At 37.0% G+C, this 20,018-nt stretch carries 21 protein-coding genes and 1 pseudogene; 17 read left to right on the top strand and 5 right to left on the bottom strand.

Annotation, left to right across the window (positions count from 1 at the left end):
• Positions 1–393: 393 nt before the first annotated feature.
• Genes BBF96_RS05125 through BBF96_RS05065 form a run of 13 tightly spaced genes read left to right on the top strand, consistent with a single transcriptional unit; the run spans position 394 to position 11,369 of the window.
• Entirely contained in the window at positions 394–603 is a 210-nt protein-coding gene (locus BBF96_RS05125) for a 4Fe-4S binding protein (protein WP_127016153.1), read from the top strand.
• Positions 596–1,729 (top strand): 2-oxoacid:acceptor oxidoreductase subunit alpha, encoded by a 1,134-nt coding sequence (locus BBF96_RS05120; RefSeq protein ID WP_236777882.1) that lies wholly within the window; start codon positions 596–598, stop codon positions 1,727–1,729. Before BBF96_RS05125 ends, BBF96_RS05120 begins: the two co-directional genes overlap by 8 nt.
• The gene (locus BBF96_RS05115) at positions 1,730–2,557 is read left to right on the top strand and encodes a thiamine pyrophosphate-dependent enzyme (protein ID WP_127016151.1); all 828 of its coding nucleotides are present in this window, start codon (positions 1,730–1,732) and stop codon (positions 2,555–2,557) included. It abuts the gene before it with no gap.
• A complete protein-coding gene (locus BBF96_RS05110) occupies positions 2,557–3,102 on the top strand; it encodes a 2-oxoacid:acceptor oxidoreductase family protein (RefSeq protein ID WP_127016150.1) in 546 nt (181 codons plus the stop codon). Before BBF96_RS05115 ends, BBF96_RS05110 begins: the two co-directional genes overlap by 1 nt.
• An 18-nt stretch (positions 3,103–3,120) precedes the next feature.
• Positions 3,121–4,797: an acyl-CoA mutase large subunit family protein gene (locus BBF96_RS05105; RefSeq protein ID WP_127016149.1), complete on the top strand. Its 1,677-nt coding sequence runs from the start codon at positions 3,121–3,123 to the stop codon at positions 4,795–4,797.
• A gap of 20 nt (positions 4,798–4,817) precedes the next feature.
• Positions 4,818–5,213: a cobalamin B12-binding domain-containing protein gene (locus BBF96_RS05100; RefSeq protein WP_127016148.1), complete on the top strand. Its 396-nt coding sequence runs from the start codon at positions 4,818–4,820 to the stop codon at positions 5,211–5,213.
• Positions 5,214–5,232: 19 nt separating this feature from the next.
• Complete coding sequence (gene meaB / locus BBF96_RS05095) at positions 5,233–6,195, top strand: methylmalonyl Co-A mutase-associated GTPase MeaB (RefSeq protein ID WP_205665718.1); 963 nt, start codon at positions 5,233–5,235, stop codon at positions 6,193–6,195.
• Between the two features lie 15 nt (positions 6,196–6,210).
• Entirely contained in the window at positions 6,211–6,609 is a 399-nt protein-coding gene (gene mce, locus BBF96_RS05090; protein ID WP_205665717.1) for a methylmalonyl-CoA epimerase, read from the top strand.
• A 16-nt stretch (positions 6,610–6,625) separates the two neighbouring features.
• Entirely contained in the window at positions 6,626–8,197 is a 1,572-nt protein-coding gene (locus tag BBF96_RS05085) for an acyl-CoA carboxylase subunit beta (RefSeq protein WP_127016146.1), read from the top strand.
• 11 nt (positions 8,198–8,208) lie between these two features.
• Positions 8,209–8,550, top strand: coding sequence for an OadG family protein (locus BBF96_RS05080; RefSeq protein WP_127016145.1), 342 nt, complete (start codon positions 8,209–8,211; stop codon positions 8,548–8,550).
• A gap of 2 nt (positions 8,551–8,552) precedes the next feature.
• Positions 8,553–8,927 carry a biotin/lipoyl-containing protein gene (locus tag BBF96_RS05075; RefSeq protein WP_127016144.1) on the top strand — a complete coding sequence of 125 codons (375 nt, stop codon included), beginning with the start codon at positions 8,553–8,555 and terminating at the stop codon, positions 8,925–8,927.
• A 12-nt stretch (positions 8,928–8,939) separates the two neighbouring features.
• Positions 8,940–10,070 (top strand): sodium ion-translocating decarboxylase subunit beta, encoded by a 1,131-nt coding sequence (locus tag BBF96_RS05070; protein WP_127016143.1) that lies wholly within the window; start codon positions 8,940–8,942, stop codon positions 10,068–10,070.
• 42 nt (positions 10,071–10,112) lie between these two features.
• On the top strand, positions 10,113–11,369 hold the full coding sequence (locus BBF96_RS05065) for a Glu/Leu/Phe/Val family dehydrogenase (RefSeq protein WP_127016142.1): 1,257 nt from the start codon (positions 10,113–10,115) through the stop codon (positions 11,367–11,369).
• 46 nt (positions 11,370–11,415) lie between these two features.
• Here the strand turns inward: BBF96_RS05065 and BBF96_RS05060 are convergent, their stop codons facing one another.
• Positions 11,416–12,447, bottom strand: coding sequence for an aldo/keto reductase (locus BBF96_RS05060; protein ID WP_127016141.1), 1,032 nt, complete (start codon positions 12,445–12,447; stop codon positions 11,416–11,418).
• A 728-nt stretch (positions 12,448–13,175) separates the two neighbouring features.
• Between BBF96_RS05060 and BBF96_RS05055 the strand changes: the two genes are divergently transcribed.
• Both BBF96_RS05055 and BBF96_RS05050 read left to right on the top strand, forming a co-directional pair.
• Positions 13,176–13,982, top strand: a complete 807-nt coding sequence (locus BBF96_RS05055; RefSeq protein ID WP_164730909.1) for a PIG-L deacetylase family protein — start codon at positions 13,176–13,178, stop codon at positions 13,980–13,982.
• 141 nt (positions 13,983–14,123) lie between these two features.
• Positions 14,124–15,371, top strand: a complete 1,248-nt coding sequence (locus BBF96_RS05050; RefSeq protein ID WP_127016139.1) for a Glu/Leu/Phe/Val family dehydrogenase — start codon at positions 14,124–14,126, stop codon at positions 15,369–15,371.
• Positions 15,372–15,401: 30 nt separating this feature from the next.
• Here BBF96_RS05050 and BBF96_RS05045 read toward each other — a convergent pair whose 3' ends face one another.
• The 3 genes and pseudogenes from BBF96_RS05045 to BBF96_RS05035 form a co-directional block, all read right to left on the bottom strand.
• Positions 15,402–16,217, bottom strand: coding sequence for a tyrosine-type recombinase/integrase (locus tag BBF96_RS05045; RefSeq protein WP_127016138.1), 816 nt, complete (start codon positions 16,215–16,217; stop codon positions 15,402–15,404).
• A gap of 252 nt (positions 16,218–16,469) precedes the next feature.
• Positions 16,470–16,646, bottom strand: a complete 177-nt coding sequence (locus BBF96_RS05040) for a hypothetical protein (protein WP_236777881.1) — start codon at positions 16,644–16,646, stop codon at positions 16,470–16,472.
• A gap of 68 nt (positions 16,647–16,714) precedes the next feature.
• Positions 16,715–17,367, bottom strand: a pseudogene (locus BBF96_RS05035) (YneB family resolvase-like protein).
• A gap of 462 nt (positions 17,368–17,829) precedes the next feature.
• On the opposite strand from BBF96_RS05035, the gene BBF96_RS05030 reads away from it, so the two are divergent.
• Positions 17,830–18,357, top strand: a complete 528-nt coding sequence (locus BBF96_RS05030; protein WP_127016137.1) for a hypothetical protein — start codon at positions 17,830–17,832, stop codon at positions 18,355–18,357.
• A 452-nt stretch (positions 18,358–18,809) separates the two neighbouring features.
• On the opposite strand, the gene yneA is transcribed toward BBF96_RS05030, so the two are convergent.
• Positions 18,810–19,121: a cell division suppressor protein YneA gene (gene yneA, locus BBF96_RS05025; RefSeq protein WP_127016136.1), complete on the bottom strand. Its 312-nt coding sequence runs from the start codon at positions 19,119–19,121 to the stop codon at positions 18,810–18,812.
• A 177-nt stretch (positions 19,122–19,298) separates the two neighbouring features.
• Between yneA and lexA the strand changes: the two genes are divergently transcribed.
• Positions 19,299–19,925, top strand: a complete 627-nt coding sequence (gene lexA / locus BBF96_RS05020) for a transcriptional repressor LexA (protein WP_127016135.1) — start codon at positions 19,299–19,301, stop codon at positions 19,923–19,925.
• The last annotated feature ends 93 nt before the right edge of the window (positions 19,926–20,018 follow it).

Genomic DNA, 20,018 nt, shown 5'->3' with positions numbered 1-20,018 from the left:
TAGGATCTGTTTATTAGTGAGCCGAAAGGAGTGATTTATAGATTTTATCTTTCATTATTTAATCATTATTTAATTTAAAATGAGAGGTAGAAGGTAGAAGTTAAAAATTTTTTTAAAGGTTTAAGGATGTGTAGTGAGTATAGAGTAGTATTTCTGCATTTGATTTGGCTGGCACCAATCTTAAATGAGGTGAATAATGTAATGAAATTAATGGCCACCATACTTTACTTGATGATACATCCTTATAATTTTTATCATGAAAATAATAATTACCTCTCACTTAAATTAGATCTTTTACACGATTACTGTGGCAGTGTTTTACCATGTTAAAGTAGTGGTAAACTCTGGCTCAGTTTTTCTTATGCCCAGTAAAAGGAAGAAGGAGGATTTATGATGGCCAGGCGGAAAGGCAAGGTTTCTATTAGATCAGAATGGTGTAAAGGATGCAATATATGTGTCTCTTTCTGTCCAACCGGAGTATTGGCATTAGAGAAAAATGTTGCAGTTTTAGTAGCTCCTGAAAAATGTGTTGGATGTATGTTATGTGAACTGCGCTGTCCTGATTATGCAATTTCTGTTGAGGTGGTGAAGAATGATGGCTGAAAAACAAATACTGCTCCAGGGCAATGAAGCTGTTGTCGAAGGAGCTATTGCTGCAGGTTGTAGGTTTTATGCCGGTTATCCCATTACCCCATCATCTGAGATTGCAGAGGGAATGGCCCGGCGGCTTCCACAGGTAGGTGGAAAGTTTATTCAAATGGAAGATGAGATAGGTGGGATGGCAGCTACTATTGGTGCTTCTTTAGCTGGCTTAAAATCCATGACTGCAACCAGTGGCCCTGGATTTTCACTAAAGCAGGAAAACATTGGGTTTGCTGTCATGACTGAGATTCCCTGTGTAATCGTCAATGTGCAGAGGATGGGCCCGAGTACAGGTTTGCCAACTTCTCCGGGCCAGGGTGATATGATTCAGGCAAGATTTGGTACTCACGGTGATAGTTCCATTATTGCTCTGACACCCAGTAACGTAAAAGAAGCATTTGATCTTACCATCAAAGCCTTTAATTTTGCAGAAAGATTTCGGAGTCCGGTTATTTTGCTATTAGATGAAATAGTAGGACATATGCGGGAAAATGTAAAATTGCCCGGAGCAGATGAGATAGAGATAATAAATCGAAAGCGGCCTACATGTAAACCAGAAGAATATTTCCCTTATCAGCCTGATGAAGATCTGATTCCGCCTATTGCTGATTACGGTACAGGTTATCGCTTCCACATAACAGGTTTATATCATGATAAGACTGGTTTTCCAAAAGGCCAATCCCCTATGATTTCTGATCTATTACTCAGGCTCCATGATAAAATTTTAAAATATCAGGATGAAGTGACACTGATTGAAAGTAAATATTTAGATGATGCAGAGATTGTCGTTTTAAGTTATGGAGGCATTATGGGTTCAGCTATCTCTGCTGTAGAGAGTGCACGTAAAGAAGGCAAGAAAGTGGGATGGATTAAATTGATAACTATCTGGCCTTTCCCGGATCAGTATTTATTGGAGGTTGCCAAAAAAGTCAAGGCTTTTATCATTCCTGAACTGAACCTGGGTCAGATTCAGAGGGAAGTTCAAAGGGCTACTCTTGGAAAAGCAGAAATTATCGGTTTGCATCGGGTTGATGGGGATATCATTCGTCCAGAAGAGATTTTAGATAAGATCCGGGAGGTGCTCTAAATGAATGCCAATTTGTTGAAATATTTTCGTCAAGATAAACTGCCCCATATCTGGTGTCCGGGGTGCGGACATGGTATAATTATGGGGGCATTGGTTAGAGCTATAGATAAAGTTGGTCTAGAACAGGATAAGACAGTGATAGTATCCGGTATTGGTTGTTCTTCAAGGGCTCCTGGTTATATGAATTTTGATACACTACATACAACTCACGGTCGTGCTATCGCATTTGCTACCGGTATCAAGATGGCTAAACCTGAATTAAATGTTATTGTGGTCACAGGTGATGGTGATGGTGCCGCTATTGGAGGAAATCATCTTATTCACGCTTGTCGGCGCAATATCGGTTTGACTGTGATTATGTTTAATAACAATATCTATGGTATGACCAGTGGACAGTATTCTCCATTGACTCCTGTAGGTAAAAAGGCAACAACTGCTCCTTATGGTAATATCGACCCGGAATTTGATATCTGTAATGTTGTAAAAGGTGCAGGTGCTACTTTTATAGCCCGGGGTACAGCATATCATGTAAAACAATTAATTGATATAATAGCCAGAGGATTAACCCACGACGGTTTTGCTTTTATTGAAACATTAACTCAGTGCCCAATCAATTATGGTAGAAGAAATAAATTTGCTGATCCTGTAGAAATGCTTATGTGGCAAAAAGAAGTTACAGTTTCTAAAGAGGTATATGATAAACTTTCAGAAGAAGAGAAAGCGGGGAAAATTGTTACCGGAATTTTATATCATGATGATACTAAGATTGAATATACAAAGGCATATGAAAAGGTTATTGAACTTGCCCGGAAGGGAGGGCAAAAATAATGAATCGTTATGAAATACGACTAAGTGGTGCAGGCGGTCAGGGATTGATTCTGGCAGGAATCATCCTGGCTGAAGGGGTTATTTTAGAAGGTGGTTATAATGTGGTTCAGACTCAATCTTATGGTCCTGAGGCTAGGGGTGGTGCCAGTAAAGCAGAGGTTGTCATTTCACCATCAATTATTTATTTTCCAAAGGTGACTAATCCTGATCTGCTTTTAACTTTAACCCAGAAGGCTTATGATAAATATGTTAAGGATTTAAAGCCAAACGGTATTCTTATCGCAGATGAAGAGATTGATACTGAGGATCTTCCATCTACCATAGAAGTTTATAGGTTACCGATTTTACGGACCGCAAGAGAAGAACTTGGGAAATCTCTGGTAGCAAATATTATCTCTTTAGGTGTCATTTGTGGTTGTCTTGATTTTATTAGTTCTGAGAAGTTAAAAGAGGCTGTGCTGGCCCGGGTACCTAAAGGAACTGAAGAGTTAAATACTAAAGCCTTTGAATTGGGATTAAGAATGCAAAAAGAAGCTAAAAAGTAGGAGAGAGGAGGAATTAAATTGTTTGACCTTGACCAAGTGAAAAAAATATCTGAGAAAAAAGAAGAATGGAATCAAACTAAAGTAAAAAAAGTTGTGGAACGCTTTGGTGAGCGAAAGGAAAAATTCACAACTTCTTCTGATATAGAGGTTAAAAACTTATATACTCCGGCAGAGATTGCTGATATGAATTATCTTAAGGATCTAGGATTTCCTGGAGAGTTCCCATTTACCCGTGGTGTTTATCCGACCATGCACCGGGGTAGAACATGGACTATGCGCCAGTATGCCGGTTTTGGTACTGCAGAAGAATCCAACAAACGTTATAAATACCTATTAGAGCAGGGCCAGACAGGTTTAAGTGTTGCTTTTGACCTACCAACCCAGATCGGTTATGATTCCGACCATGATTTAGCTCAGGGTGAAGTTGGTAAGGTAGGAGTAGCTATTGACTCTTTAGCTGATATGGAAGTTCTCTTTGATGGGATTCCATTAGATAAAGTAAGTACTTCAATGACAATTAATGCTCCTGCTGCTATTCTCTTATGTATGTATATGGCAGTAGCTGAAAAACAGGGAGTCAGTTTTGATAAACTCTCCGGTACAATTCAAAATGATATTTTAAAGGAATACATTGCCCGCGGGACATATATATTTCCACCTACTCCTTCTCTAAGGATTATTACTGATATTTTTGAATTCTGTTCTAAAAACCTGCCGCGTTGGAATACCATCAGTATCAGTGGATACCATATCCGGGAAGCAGGTGCGACAGCAGTACAGGAAGTGGCTTTTACTTTGGGTAATGGTATCGAATATGTTGAGCGAGCGATCAAAGCCGGGTTGGATGTAGATGACTTTGCTCCTAGATTGTCATTTTTCTTTAATGCGCAAATGAATCTTTTAGAAGAAGTAGCTAAATTTAGAGCTGCCCGTCGAATTTGGGCTAAATTGATGAAAGAACGTTTTGGAGCAAAGAATCCGAAATCAATGATGCTTAGATTCCATACTCAAACTGCAGGTTCTGCATTAACTGCTCAGCAGCCAATGAATAACATAATTCGTGTTACACTTCAGGCATTAGCAGCAGTATTAGGTGGTACCCAATCCTTGCATACCAACTCCTTTGATGAAGCACTGGGTCTGCCGACTGAAGAATCCGTTCGAATTGCTCTTAGAACTCAACAGATTATTGCTCATGAAAGTGGTGTTATTGACACTATTGACCCATTGGGTGGTTCTTACTATGTAGAAGCTTTGACAAATCAAATAGAAGAAGAGGTTATGAAATACTTAAAGAAGATCGAAGAAATGGGTGGTATGGCAAAAGCCATTGAAGCCGGATTTGTTCAAAATGAAATTCAGGAAAGTGCTTATAAATATCAGCGTGCTGTTGAAGCTCAAAAAGAGATCATTGTTGGTGTTAATCAATTTATTGTTGATTCTGAAGAAGAGATTGAAATTCTTAAAGTCGATCCAGAATTGGAAGTTCGTCAGATACAGAAATTAAAAGAGCTTAAAAATAATCGTGATCAGGCAAAAGTTGATGCTGCATTAAAAGCCGTTCGTGAAGCTGCACAGGGTACGGATAATCTGATACCGCCAATTTATGAAGCGGTTAAAGTTTATGCAACTTTGGGTGAGATTTGTGGTGTGTTAAGGGAAGTATTTGGGGAATATCAGGCAGCTTTGATTTAAGAAGAGGGGGTGGAAAAGAAATGGGAAGAAAAATCAAGGTATTGGTTGCTAAACCCGGATTGGATGGACATGATCGTGGTGCTAAAGTTGTTGCCCGTGCATTACGGGATGCTGGAATGGAAGTGGTTTATACCGGTCTCCGCCAGACTCCTGAACAGATTGTCAATGCCGCTATTCAAGAAGATGTGGATGTCATTGGATTGAGCTGTCTTTCCGGAGCCCATAATACTCTTTTTCCAAAGATAATGAAATTATTGAAAGAGAAAAATGCTGATGATATAATGGTAATTGCTGGCGGAATTATACCTCCAGATGATCACCCTGGTTTGAAAGAGATTGGTATTGCAAAAATATTCACTCCAGGAACCTCAACACAGGATATTATTCAATTCATTAAAGAAAATGTTAAAACTTAATTTATGGGAGTGAATACAAGTGAATTTGCAAAATATGGTTCAGGGAGTCATTAAAGGACAAACTCGGGCAATTGCCAAAGCCATCTCCCTGATTGAAAGAGAATCTATCAGAGCCAGTGATCTTTTAAGAGAATTGTTTCCGCATACAGGTAAAGCTTATCTGGTGGGGATCACTGGCCCTCCTGGAGCTGGAAAAAGTACTCTAACAAACCAAATTGTTAAAGTATGGCGAAAACAGGGTAAAAAGGTAGGGGTTATTGCCGTTGACCCCACAAGCCCCTTTAGTGGTGGTGCAATTTTAGGAGACCGGATACGGATGAATGATTTAAATACCGACCCCGGTGTTTTTATAAGAAGCCTGGCTTCCCGGGGTTCACTTGGTGGTTTGAGTCCAGCTGTTTATGATACTGCATTGATTCTTGATGCTGCTGGTTTTGAATATATTATTATCGAAACTGTCGGTGTTGGACAAACAGAAGTAGAAATTGTGGAATTGGCTGATACTACAGTTGTAGTAACAGTTCCCGAAGCAGGAGATGATATCCAGACATTTAAAGCTGGGATTATGGAAATTGGTGATCTGTTTGTCGTCAATAAAGGAGATCGGCCCGGTACAGCCAAAATGAAATTATTGATTGAGAATATGCTAGATCTTGTTCAGTTAGAGTGGCGGCCGCCGGTTCTAGTAAGTATTGCAGATAAGGGTGAAGGAATTGAAGAAATTGTGGACCAGATTGAAAGGCATCATCAATATCTCGCGATAAGTGCCAGACTGGCTCAGGATCGAAAAAAAGCCTTAATAAAAAAAATAAGCCAGCGGCTTCATAATCTCTTTCAACAAAATATTATTTCCAAAATCTTTACAAGTTCTGAGTTTGATCAGGTTTTAACTCAAATTCTTAAAAGGGAATCAGATCCATTCACTGAAATAGACCGGTTGGTACAAAAATATTGCCCCTGGTTATATGAAAGTAATGAGTGAAGGAGGATTGTAAAAATGAAGATTGACCATTTGGGTATTGCCGTAAAAAATCTGGATGAATCATTAAAATTTTATCATAAGATATTGGGTTTACATTTAAAAGGAATTGAGGAAGTTAAGGAACAAAAGGTCCGTGTTGCTTTCTTACCCATTGGTGATAGCAAATTTGAACTTCTTGAGCCAACAGATTCTGAAAGTCCTATTGCCAAACATATCGAAAAAAGGGGCCAGGGTATTCAACATATAGCTCTTAGGGTTAAGGATATTGAAGCCGAGATTGAACGATTGAAAAAAGCTGGTGTTCAATTTATTGGTGACAAACCAACACCTGGTGCTGGTGGAGCTAAAATTATCTTTATTCATCCCAAAAGCACTAATGGTGTACTCTTAGAACTATGTGAAAGGCCGGAATAGAAAGGAGGGATATTAAGTGGTAAACAAAGAAGAACAGTTCAACACAGAAGAAAAGATTAAAGAACTTAAAGAATTAAAGGAAAAGATACGATTAGGTGGTGGAGAAAAAGCAATAGAAAAACAGCATAAGAAGGGAAAATATACAGCCCGGGAAAGAATTGAGAAGTTATTAGATCCAGGTAGTTTTCAGGAGTTATCTATGTTTGTATCTCATCGTTGTACTGATCTGGGTATGGCTGATAGGGAAGTACCTGGCGAAGGTGTTGTAGTTGGTTATGGTACCATTGATAATCGATTAGTATATGTTTTTGCTCAGGATTTTACTGTTATGGGTGGCTCTTTAGGTGAAGCACATGCTCAAAAGATTGTTAAGGTCATGGATCTGGCCTTAAAAAATGGAGCTCCACTAATAGGATTAAATGATTCAGGTGGAGCCAGAATTCAAGAAGGTGTAGATGCCCTTAACGGATATGGTAATATCTTTTTTAGAAATACTATCTCTTCAGGTGTTATTCCGCAAATATCTGTTATTTTAGGACCATGTGCTGGCGGAGCAGTTTATTCTCCAGCTATCACTGACTTTATCTTTATGGTTGATCAAATCAGTAAAATGTTCATTACAGGGCCTGATGTAATTAAGAAAGTAACTGGAGAAGAGATTTCACCAGAAGCTTTGGGTGGCGCAGCTATTCACAACAAAATCAGCGGAAACGCACATTTTATGGCACAAAGTGAAGATGAGTGTTTTGAAATGATTCGAGCTTTATTAAGCTATATACCATCCAATAACCAGGAAGATCCGCCATACTATACTCCAACTGACCCACCAGACCGGGAAACACCAGAATTGATTGATATCGTTCCGGCAAATCCGAAAAAATGCTATGATATGAGAAATGTAATAAATATCATTCTTGACAAAGATAGTTTTATGGAAGTACATTCCCATTTTGCAGAAAATATCATCGTTGGTTTTGGACGTTTAAACGGTCGAACTGTTGGAGTTATTGCCAACAACCCAAATAATATTGGCGGATGTCTGGATATTGATGCTTCAGATAAAGCAGCTAGATTTATCCGTTTTTGTGATTGCTTTAACATCCCATTAATTACCCTGGTTGATACTCCTGGTTATATGCCTGGTACTAATCAGGAATATGGTGGAATCATTCGCCACGGAGCTAAACTCCTTTATGCTTATTCAGAAGCTACTGTACCCAAGATAACTTTAATTGTCAGAAAAGCTTATGGTGGAGCATATCTGGGTATGTGTAGTCAATCATTGGGCGCTGATATCGTATATGCCTGGCCAATTGCTGAAATTGCAGTTATGGGACCTGAAGGTGCAACTAATATTATTTACCGTAAAGAAATTGCCAATGCTGAAAATCCCGAAGAGGTGAGACAAGCAAAGATTAAAGAATATCGAGATCATTTTGCCAATCCTTATGTTGCAGCTAAACGTGGTATGATTGATGATGTAATCAATATTGCTGAAACTCGAATTGCTTTAATCAATGCTCTGGAGATGTGCCAGAATAAACGCGAATATCGTCCGCCCAAAAAACATGGTAATATTCCGCTATAAGGAGGGTTAATATGGTAGAGAATTTTAGCATTGGCTGGCAACTTTTGGTTTTGGGAATGGGTACAGTTTTTTTGGTACTATATTTTTTATCAGTTATCTTAAAATACATGGGCAATTATCTTAGATATAAGCCTTTGAAAAAGAAAGAAAAAATCCCTGTCCAGAATGATACTAGCCAGATAGATATTAATAAAAACGCCAAAATTGCCGCTGTTATGGCAGCAATTCAGGTTGTTATGGGAGATACCAGCTACCGGGTTATTTCTATTAAAAAGAAAGGGTCTTCGACCTGGAAACAGGCCATTAATCTTATTGGACAGGAGTTTAATTATGGTAGGAGAAAGGGGACTTAATTATGAGACGATTTTTGGTTAGAGTGAATGGTGAGGAGTTTGAGGTGGAGGTTGAAGAGATTACAAGTGGCAGTAGGCCAGCACCGATGGTTAAGCCCAAAACTCCGGTTCCAATTCCGGCTGGAGTTGAACTTAAAACAAATAAATCAAAGGTTAATGTTAATGAAAAAAATGTAATTGCTCCGATGCCTGGTACAATTCTTGCTATTAATGTTAAAGAAGGAGATAAAGTAAATGCAGGAGATACAGTGGTCGTTCTGGAAGCCATGAAATTAGAGAACAATCTGACAGCCCCTGTCTCAGGTACAGTAAAAGCAATCCATACAACCGTAGGAGCCTCTGTAAATTCAGATGACCTTTTAGTTGAGATCGAATAAGGAGGGGGCGTCATGTTACAACGAATGATAACTTTTATTCAAAGTACCGGGTATGTTAATCTAAGCTGGCGGCAATTAATTATGTTTGTTATTGCTGGATTTCTGATCTACCTGGCGATTAAAAAGAAATATGAGCCATTATTGCTTTTACCCATTAGTTTTGGCATGTTATTGACAAATCTTCCGTTGGGAGGGTTAATGGCACCTCCCCAGAATGGTCAAATTGGAGGTCTGCTATATTACTTATATCAGGGTGTAAAATTGGGGATTTATCCACCTCTGATCTTTCTGGGGGTAGGGGCCTGTACTGATTTCGGGCCCCTGATTGCCCAACCCAGTACTTTACTTTTAGGGGCAGCTGCTCAGTTTGGAATTTTTGGTACTGTAATGGGTGCTCTTGCGATGGGTTTTAACCCTAAGCAGGCTGGAGCTATAGGAATTATTGGTGGGGCAGATGGGCCTACAGCAATTTTTACTGCCAGCAAATTGGCTCCCGAATTATTAGGACCGATTGCTGTTGCAGCTTATTCGTACATGGCATTAGTTCCCCTTATTCAGCCTCCTATTATGAAAGCTTTAACAACTAAAGAGGAACGGGAAATTGTTATGGAACAGCTCCGCCCTGTTACCAAATTGGAGAAAATTTTGTTTCCTATTGTTGTTACACTATTGTGCGGACTTTTAGTTCCGTCAGCTATACCTCTGTTGGGTTGTTTGATGTTCGGTAATTTATTGCGAGAAAGTGGTGTTGTCGACCGCCTAGTGAAAACTGCCCAACATGGATTGATGAACACGATAATTATCTTTTTAGGGCTAACTGTTGGAGCCACCGCGAAAGCTGAGGCTTTCCTCAGACTCGATACCATTGGAATTATCCTTTTAGGTCTGGTTGCTTTTTCAATTGGTACTGCAACAGGTGTTTTATTGGGTAAATTGATGTGCAAGTTAACAGGCGGGAAAATAAATCCATTGATCGGGTCTGCGGGAGTCTCTGCTGTCCCGATGGCAGCCCGGGTTTCCCAAGTGGTTGGGTTAGAGGCTAATCCGCGCAATCATTTACTTATGCACGCAATGGGGCCAAATTTTGCAGGAGTTTTAGGTTCAGCTATTGCTGCCGGTGTATTATTGTCAGTTCTTTCTTAAAATTTAAAAATAAAAAAATATTAAAAAAGAGGGGGCTGAAACATGACAAAAAAACAAAGTCTGTATCAAATCGTATTGGAACAGGTGAAGACTGCTTGCGAGGTACTTGAAGTTGATGAAGCTGTTTGTGAACTTTTGAAAGAACCGATGCGAACTTTGATTGTTTCTTTTCCAGTAAAGATGGATGATGGAAGTATCCGTGTTTTTAACGGATTCCGTTGTCAGCACAATGATGTTTTAGGACCAACCAAAGGTGGCATTCGGTTTCATCCACAGGTTGATATGGATGAAGTTAAAGCATTAGCTGCCTGGATGACTTATAAATGTTCTCTGCTGGGTCTGCCATATGGGGGAGGTAAAGGTGGAGTAGAGGTTGATCCACGTGAATTATCACAAGCCGAATTGGAAAGATTGGCACGTGGTTATATCAGAGCAATTGCTCCAATCATTGGTGATCATAAAGATATTCCGGCTCCAGATGTCAATACTAACCCACAAATTATTGCCTGGATGGTTGATGAATTCGCAAAAATACGTGGTTATAATGAACCGGGTGTGCTAACTGGTAAGCCTATAAACTTTGGCGGTTCTTTAGGTAGAACCGAGGCCACTGGTTATGGTACTGCGCTTGCTGCCAAACTAGCTGCTGAAAAGATTGGTCTGGACTTAAATGGTGCCCGGGTTGTTGTCCAGGGGTTTGGTAATGTAGGTAGTTATGCTGCTAAATATCTTGCAGAATTTGGGGCAAAAGTTATTGCTGCTTCTGATATTTCTGCATTAGTTTATAATGAAAATGGTCTAAATATTGAAGAACTTATGAATTATACAGCATCTCACGATAAGTTGGTAAAAGGCTTTCCAGGTGCGACAAAGGAGTTAGAACCTGAGGCATGGCTCGATATTGAATGTGATATTCTAGTTCCGGCAGCTTTAGAAAATCAGATTACAGAAGAAAATGCTCATAAAGTTACTGCAAAAATTATCAGTGAAGGTGCTAATGGCCCAACCACACCTGGAGCAGATAGGATTTTATCGGAAAAAGGTATTCTCGTCATCCCTGATATTCTGGCTAATGCTGGTGGTGTAACGGTATCTTATTTTGAATGGGTACAGAACCTAATGAACTTCTACTGGAGTGAAGAAGAAGTTATAAACCGTCTTAATGAGTTGATGATAAAAGCTTTTGAAAATGTTTATAAAGTTTATACTGAATATGAAAATATAAATATGAGAACAGCTGCATATATGGTGGCCATTAAACGCCTGGCAGAAGCAATGCGTGTTCGCGGCTGGTGTTAAAGTTAGGTTATAAAAACGGACTCCTCTCTGCAGAGAGGAGTCTATTTTATTTAATGTGTTCATGAACTTCTTTTCCCATATGTTTATGAACTTCTTTTAGCATTTCTATAATTGGTAACTCATAGGGACATTTTGCTTCACATTGACCGCATTCAACACAATTACTTGCATCTATTTTTAATGATCTATAGCGGTTTGTAGCCCATTCCGGCATATTATAACGGGTGTAGTAAGCATCCAAAATAAACATAAAGGAAATATCCACTCCATTAGGACACGGAGCACAGTAATCGCATTTACGACAAAAACGGTTGCCAAGAGACTCAGCTTCAGCCTGTAAAGCCCTGGCTTCTTCATCTGTCAAAGTAGGATTAAGAACAGCACTCAAATTTTCATCTACCTGAGATTTACTTTCCATCCCGGGAATAACTACACTAACAGGATGATTTAAGATATATTTAAGGGAAGCAGGAGCATTATCTTTTAATGCGCCTCCTGCTAGAGGTTTCATGATAATTACACCAATATTTTTTTCTTTGCAGAGGTGAAAGAGTTCTTTTGCAGGTTCTTGTTCGATAATATTAAAAGGTACCTGTACAGTATCAAACTTATCTCGACGGATAGCTTCTATAAGAATAGGGGTTTTATGGCTAGTAATTCCAATAAATTTAATTTTACCTTGAGCTTTTGCCTCTAATAGAGCGGCATAAGCTCCATCATCACTTAAAATCTGATCTAATTGCTCTATAGAACGGACATTATGACATTGATAGATATCAATACAATTTACTTTTAAATTCTTAAGACTTTCCTCAATTTCAGCGGCCATTCCAGCTTTATCTCTGGACATAGCTTTGGTAGCAATGACTACTTGATCACGATATTTGGGTATAACCTGTCCGATTTTTGCTTCACTATCCCCATAAAGACGAGCAGTATCGATAAAGTTAATGCCTTTATTAATTGCATATTCTAATAATTCGGTGGCAGCTTCAAAACTTATTCTTTGAATGGGAATACCGCCAAATCCAAGTGGGTTTATTTCTAATTCTGTTCTACCTAATTTTGCAGTTAGCATCTAAAGTTTCCTCCTTTATAATAAAAATTAAAGATTTTACTGTAAAAAGCTAATTTATCGCTTCAAAAAATTTTTTAGAACCATCTAAAGTTCGATTTCAGTCAAAATAAGGCATACTAATCAATGGATCTCCTGACCTGATTAGCTCACTAGCTCATTACTTCCTTATATGAGGCCTTATTTTTCTTTCAGTCTCCTTAAGATGGTTAAGCAACTCAAAATTAGCTTTTTGCAGTTTAATCATTAAATATATAGCTTTATTTTTTTAATATTATACTTTTCACCAGCTAAATCCTCCCTTAACCTATTGAATTTTTATAATCTCATATAAGATTATACTGCAAAAAGCTAATTTTGAGCGACATAGAAATTTTTCGCCAAATCATCTTAGCTCGATTTCCGACGAAATAAGGCCTCATCACAGGAGGTGATGAGCTAATCAAGGGCCAGAAGGGCCCTTTGATTAGGAAACCTTATTTCGGCGGAAATCGAGCTTTAGATGATTCGAAAAATTTCTCAAGAAGCGAAAAATTAGCTTTTTGCAGTTTAACCATATAAAGGATAATGGGATGAAAGAAAAATGATATTAAAGTAATAGTTATCTCTAAGGGAAAAGATGTTGGAAAGACTATTTTATTATAACCAATAAAGTAGAAAAGATTTGTCATGATATTTTCTTTCTCTGGTGAAAATATTAGTGAAGGAAGAAGGGGAGGAGAGGAAAGATAGTGAATGAAGCTATATCTTTTAAAAAAATTAAAATAGAACAACAGCCCTGTATTGCCTTTATTCTGGCTCATCCTGATGATGAATCTTTTATTCCATCTGGGACTATTGCTAAATACTCCCATCAAGGCATTAAGGTAATTTACATTTGCGCTACTCGGGGAGAGAAGGGACATGATGGAAACATAAAAGGTCAGATTCCACCAGATGAACTTAAAATAATACGGATTAACGAATTAGAGAGAGCCTGTAAGATCCTTGGCATTAATGATCTATATGTATTGGATTATCCTGATGGTCATCTTAATGAGTTGAATCCATCTGAACCAATTTACCGTCTGGTTACTTTCTTAAGGCGGGAAAAACCAGATATAATAATTACTTTTGATCCCACCGGAATCTCTAATCATAAAGACCATATAACCGTGCATAAATGGGTAACCCATGCCTACTATTTATGTAATAACCCATTTTATAAGACTGAACGACAAGAAATTTACACACCGGTAAAATTATATTATTTGACTGTACCCTCCCATCATTTAATCTCAATCACTAATTCTAAAGAGCAAAAAAGGTATATAGATAATAAAATTACCACAATTATTAATGTAACAGATTATCTGGAAGAGAAGAAAAAAGCAATAAGGTGTCATCAAACCCAATGTTTTAATATTCAACGAGTTTTTAAATTTGCCGGCGGAATGGATGAATTAGATGATCACGAATATTATATTTTAGCTCATTGTAATATTCCTGGGTATGCATATGAAGTGATGGAAAATGATCTTTTGGACGGAATTTGCTAGAAATGACATAATTGAAAACTGCATTTAATAACTATGTATCAAGTAAAAAATTAAGGGGTAGGTCAAATTTTTAAGAAAGGAGGGAAAAGAAACTACTTAAGTTCCAAGTAAAAAATTCTTTTTCAGGGAGGTACTATAAAGATGACCGAAGATTTAAATGTCTATCAGATCGTTTTACACCAGATGAATCAGGCAGCGGATGTAATAGACCTGGATTTGGGGGTAAGAGAAATTTTAAAAGAACCGATGCGATTATTTACTGTATCTTTTCCGGTCAAAATGGATGATGGTTCGGTGAGGGTATTTGTTGGATTCCGTTGCCAACATAATGACGTTTTAGGGCCAACTAAAGGTGGTTGTCGCTTTCACCCACAGGTTAATATGGATGAGGTTAAAGCTCTGGCTGCCTGGATGACTTATAAATGTGCTCTGGTAGGTCTGCCTTATGGTGGAGGCAAAGGTGGAGTAATATGTAATCCAAAAGAGTTATCACCTACTGAATTAGAACGGCTCAGCCGCGGATTTATTCAGGCTATTGCTCCTTATATCGGTCCTGATCGTGATATTCCTGCTCCTGATGTTTATACTAATCCGCAAATTATGGCCTGGTTTATGGACGAATTTAGCAAATTTAGTGGTTATCATGCCCCTGGAGTAGTTACAGGAAAACCTCTTGTAAACGGTGGTTCTTTGGGAAGAAGTTCAGCAACTGCCCGCGGAGTTATGTTTACAACCAGGGAAGCTGCTAAAAAAATTGGATTGAATTTGAATGGAGCCACAGTAGTGATTCAAGGGTTTGGAAATGCAGGTAGTTATTCTGCCAGATTTCTCCATGAACTGGGATGTAAAATCATCGCAGTTAACGATTCTAGAGGCGGAGCTTATAATCCTAATGGTATGGATCCTGATGAACTTATGAAATATAAAGAAAAGACCGGGTCTGTTAGTGGTTTTCCGGGTAGTACAAAGATAGATAACGAAGGCCTTTTAGCATTAAAATGTGATATTCTGATCCCGGCAGCCTTAGAAAATCAGATTATTAAAGAAAATGCACATAATATTAAGGCCAAGCTAATTGCTGAAGCAGCCAATGGTCCAACTACTCCTGGCGCTGATGAGATTTTATATGAAAAAGGGGTTATAGTTATTCCAGATATTCTGGCAAATGCTGGTGGTGTAACTGTTTCTTATTTTGAATGGGTACAGAATCGAACAAATTATTATTGGACAGAAGAGGAAGTAGATACTAAATTAGAACATGTTATGGTTAATGCTTTTGATAGGGTATGGAAGACTTATGAAAAGTATAATGTAAATATGAGAATTGCTGCATATATTGTTGCACTGAAGCGGATTGAAACAGCTATGAAAACCCGGGGATGGGTTTAAAAAAAGGAGAGTGGGGGACCACTCTCCTTCTTAAATGCTATTAATTGTTTCAAGTAATTGTCTTTTCGTTCTTCTTGTATATATCCGGGTGGTATTAATATCTGCATGACCTGCAAGGTCTGCAATCACGTCTAAAGGAAGTCCTTTATCAACAAGAGTTAAACAATATAAATGTCTAAAATTGTGGGGGTGAACCTTTTTCGGATTAATTCCAGCTTTTTTTGCATATTTTTTAAGTATGTTGTTTACTGTAGCTCTTGTAAGATTTCCTCTCTGGCCGGTAAAAAGTTTATCACCGGTATTTTTTCTAACCCTTAGATAACTTTCTAAATAAGGTCTTAATTTCTCAGGAATAAAGACATCTCGATATTTTTTGCCTTTTCCTTTAACTAATATAGTATCATTGTAAATATCTTCAACTCTCAAAGATAATAATTCACTTATTCTCATTCCAGTGTATAATAGGGTATAAATTATTGCCAATGTCCTTCTATCATGATTTTGTCTCGCTACTTCAGCTAATTTTTCGACATCTTCTAAAGTAAGCATCTTTTCATCATCTATATAGTTCTTTTTTTGAATTTTTACATTCCTGAAATTAATATCTTTTTCGAGAAATTTCAAGAATTGTCTAATTGAAATCAACTTCCGATTAATTGAAGTAGGTTTGAGTCTGCGTTTTGTCAATTCTTCCTTATAATAAATTATATCAGACTTTTTTATATCCTCGATAGGTTTTTTTATGATTTCCAAAAATTGTCGAATATCCCTGATATAAGCATCTATTGTTTTGGATGATTTTTCCAATTCCTTCATGTAAATAATAAATTCTTCAAGTAGATCCATAATATTTTCCTCCTTAAGTGTTGATTTTGTTTTTAATCCAGTTTAATTATACTATTTTTTACGCGAAAACTCAATACATAATGCGGATTATGTATCGAGTTAAAAAAATAACAGGTGTATTATTCCAATTAATAACAATTCTTCATTAAATTTTTGTTGAATATCTCAAAAACCGGGTTTTCTTAAGTTTTTGAGACAAAAAATTTTTTAAACTAAAACCCGGGCCAGCACCCGGGCTAACTAAAACAATTTCTAGCCATCTTTCTTAAATTTAATCTCATCAATAATGATTCCTTTATAATCACTCATCTCAAAATCAAGACACTCCATACAATCATCACAGATTTTAATCGGGTTTAGATCACAAAAATTGCACTCACCACAATCGATGCAATCTTTATCTTCCAATACACAGCGGTTGCGTTTCATTGGTGAAATCACCTTCTCTGTTAAGTAATATTTATTTCTATTAACATTATATCGAATGAGAATAAATTTTACAACTCCTTTAACTCCTGAGACATATATTCCCGATAACGACGATGAACTGTTGCTTTTGAACATTCATATCCAAGTCCCCGCAAAATTGCAGCGATTTCAACAAAAGTAAGTCCTTTATCTCTAAGCCGGATAATTTCCCGTATTGGTAGTTTTAATTTTTTACGTCCTCCCTGGGTTAAATTCTTTAAGTTTTTTTCCGGACGATATTTCCGCTCTTGAATAGCCTTTTGCATTCCGCGGCTAATCTTTTGATTAACCATTCGACGTTGATATTCTTCTACAGTTGCCAGTACTTCAAGAATCATTTCTTCCAAATCTGTCAATGCCAATGGGCCTCTATCAGCAAGGCTAATCACCTGACCGCCGTACTTTCGAATCTGATGTAATATTGCCATTTTTGCATTACCCCTACCAAGACGGCTGCTGTCTTGGACTACTACTGCATCAATTTCTTTTTTTGCAGATAATTTAATATGGTAAGGATTCCATCCCGGTCATCAGCAAAACCGCTATACTTTTCCTGGATAATCTTTTTAATCTTATAATTCCGCTCAATACAGAACTCAGTTAGTTCCTGTACTTGCCGGTCAAGACTGGTCTTTTGATTCTGTTTATTAGTACTTACTCTACAGTAAATAATCACATTCATCTTTATCCTCCTTTGCATTTGATTTTTGTAATAAACCGGTCAGATTGACCTAAACTAATTGGAGTCAAAGTAACCTGAATAAAACAGATCTCTCAATATTATAGAACAAATGTTCTATTACTTTAAGTATAATACGAACAGATGTTCTGTGTCAATATATTTATAAAAAAATTTATAATTAAATTAAAATTTAAATAATTTTACTATAAAAAGCTAATTTCTACTTTATAAAGAAATTTTTCGAACCATCTAAAGTTCGATTTCAGTAACTTGATTAGCTCATCACCTCCTTATATAAGGCCATTCTTTTCAATTTCACTAAGATGTTTGCTTTTTGCAGTTTAATCATTATCACAAAATAAATTTTTCTGGAATACTATATAATAAACAGGGATATGAGGTGAATTTTTGATCTTGTTATAAAGGGTATTAAAATGTTTTTACAAAAAAGAAGGTGAGATTATGTCAAAAGAGGAGACAGATTTAAAAAAGGTAATTGATGAAGTCAAAGCATCATTGCAAGAAAAAGATATTGAAGACTTAAAAGATCAGCTTTTTTCTCAATTTAATTCCAATGGTAATGTTAGCGATCTTTTAGAAGAACCTTATAAATCCTTGAATGCTCTGATGCAAAACAAAGATCTTCTTAACAAACTCGAAAATTCTGAGCTTACTAATCAGCTCATAACTCTTCTTAATGCAAAAGAAAAAAAGAATCTAAAACAGCAACTCCAACATCTACTGGATGTAAATGTTCCGGTAAAGAAAAAGATAAATGAATCCGTTACAGAGCCATTGACTTTGTTACAAAAAGAATTAAATCGAATTAAAGAAGAACTTCTCTCTAAATATAAAACCAATAACTATGATAAAGAGATCCAACTATTAGAAGCATTGATTCCTTTTGTAAGACCCGAAATTGCAAAGGTGCTTAACTTAATATGTGAATGCTATCGTTCGGGAGTCATTGAACTATTTGAACAATACTGAAAAATCTGATAAGTGAACTAAAATTTAGGGATATATTATCCTTCAGGCTGTTGAAAAAGGAGAGGTACACATAACTTGCTCCCACAGGGGAACAGAAAAACTAAATATAATTTTTTCCGCTACCGGATGCTTCGCCATCCTGGCTGCGCGTTCTTATAAGTCAAGGCTTCCGCCCTCTTAGCTTTAAGCCTTGACTTATACGTTTAAGAAATTATATTTAGTTTTTCTGGCAGTGCACGGGCAAGTCTCTAAAAAAGAAAGGTTTGTCAACAAAATGTTTTTACTGCGAAAAGCTAATTTTTTGCTTCAAAAGAAATTTTTCAAACCATTTAAAGTTCAATTTCAGTAATCTTGATTAGCTCATTACCTCCTTCAATCTCACTAAGATGTTTACTTTTTGCAGTTTAATTAACTTATTTTTACGAAAAAAAATCACCCAAAGTATGGGTGTATCAATCAACTATAGGTATTAATAAAACCTGTCCAGGATAAATTTGAGCAGTTTTTAAGTTATTAATCTGTCGTATGCGAAAAATAAACTTGCGAATATCACCTTCAGAATGATAATGAGATCTGGCTATGGCCCAGAGAGTATCTCCTTCTGAAACGGTAACTTCTATCAATTTAAGCTGTCCATTACTATTAACAGACCTGGTTCCAATGATAATTATAGCAATCATTATAATACCAAAAACCACGAATAGAAATCTTCTCCACTTATGAGATTTTCGTTTAATATTAACTCTCTTTTTATAGTCTTTCATTAATAACACCCCCGAACAGATGTTACACGTACATATGTTCTGTTATTTTTTATTATAACAGAACGTCTGTTCTCAGTCAATAGAAATTTTAATTTTTTCGAACAGTTGTTTGTTTTTTTTTCTAACATATGTTATAATAAGATTAGAAACTTTTAGTGAATTCGGGAGGTGAAGATTTTGGAAGATCTTTCTCCACGTCAAAGAAAAATTTTGGAATTTATAATGAGTGAAATTGAAAAAAAAGGTTATCCACCATCTGTTCGGGAGATTGCCAAAGCCGTTGACCTTCGCTCCCCTTCGACCGTTCACAGTCATTTAAATACTCTTGAAGAATTGGGATATATTCGTAAAGACCCAACTAAACCACGGACAATTGAAGTATTAGTTGGAGACTTTTCTTCAAACCGTCCCCAAAAAGAGATGGTTCATATTCCTATAGTTGGTAAAGTTACAGCAGGACAACCTATTCTTGCTGTAGAGAATATTGAAGATTTCTTCCCTCTGCCCCTCGATTATATTCGCGGTGGTAAAAATCAGGAACTCTTTATGTTACAGATTAAAGGTAATAGTATGGTTGATGCAGGGATTCTGGATGGGGATTATGTTATAGTACGAAAGCAATCTCATGCGGATAATGGCGATATTGTAGTAGCTCTTTTAGAAGATGAGGCGACCGTGAAACGGTTTTTCAAAGAAAAAGATTACATCCGTCTGCAGCCAGAAAATTCTACTCTAAAACCAATTCTGGTGAGGGATGTACAGATTTTAGGAAAAGTTATTGGCGTTTATCGGAATCTTGTTTGATAGAATAGGTATTATTTATGATTTTACTGTAAAAAGCTAATTTTTCGCTTCATAATTCGATTTCAATGACTTGATTAGCTCATTACATTCTGT

The sequence above is a fragment of the Anoxybacter fermentans genome, assembly GCF_003991135.1.
In the GTDB taxonomy this organism is placed as follows: domain Bacteria; phylum Bacillota; class Halanaerobiia; order DY22613; family DY22613; genus Anoxybacter; species Anoxybacter fermentans.
This window is presented reverse-complemented; position numbering and strand designations above follow the sequence as displayed.